The organism is Neisseria sp. P0009.S007 (assembly GCF_051962515.1).
In genome coordinates, this window is sequence record NZ_JBQCVF010000627.1 from 1 (window position 1) to 930 (window position 930).

The 930-nt window shown below is 46.1% G+C and carries 1 pseudogene; it reads right to left on the bottom strand.

Annotated features, from left to right (window positions below):
- Positions 1–930: pseudogene (locus ACTHS3_RS15260) on the bottom strand (23S rRNA methyltransferase); the annotation flags it as partial.

Below are 930 nucleotides of genomic sequence, written 5' to 3' on the forward strand. Positions count from 1 at the left end.
CACAGATGCTTGGCAAACTGCCCTACTTCTTCATTCTGATAATCCAGACGCAAGGCATCGATAATGAGACCAGCAGGCTTCGCAGAAGTTTGGATTGCTTTGTTGTATTGATGCAAAGCAGTCTCGTAGCTAATCTTGTCTTTCAGGATTTTTGCACTACGCTCCGGTTTGGCAAAACCAATAACCGCCCCCATCTCTTCAGGACTGATTTCGCCAAAATCTTTCTTGCCTAATACGATAGGCGCACGTTTGCCCATACCCGGAACGACAATGCGTTCAACCGAATCGTTCTCAAAGGCAATATGCTCGTCGGAAGCAACTTCCAAACCGCTGTGTTCGCCAATTTGACGGTCCACTTCCTGCATATTCCAACCAAGATGATGCTCGGCGAAAACACGCAGGCGCAGGTTGGTAGAATCCAAAGCCAGACCGGCTTTCAGGTATTCAGCTACACTGTCTTCAGAAAGGGAAGCACTATGACGCTCAAGTGTATCCGCCAGCATGTCGATATTGCCGACTCGCAGATTCAAACCAATTAATTCATGAACCAGTTTTTCTGGAGCGCCGTCTTCCAAAGTATTGAGATAACCGGCCAAAGACTCCGCTGCTTTGCTCTCATAGCCGAACTGTTTATAAACCTGATATTCGGTCAACGGATCAACTTCTTGTGCGGAAACAGAAGCTGTTGCATCGTTTGAGCCGCTTCCGCCCCATTCCCAGTCTTGATTATCCACATTGGAAACTGTCTGGTTGACTTTCTCAATCCAGTCGTTTCCATCCTCAGAGGAGGCTGTATGAGCAGCAGATGTACGGCCGCTTTTTGATGCATGTGCGCTTTGTTTGTCTGAATTGTTACTTTGTTTATGACGAACAAAAAACAACACCAGCAAAAAAAGCACCAGCAAAAAAATAGTTAAAAGTTGATAGTTC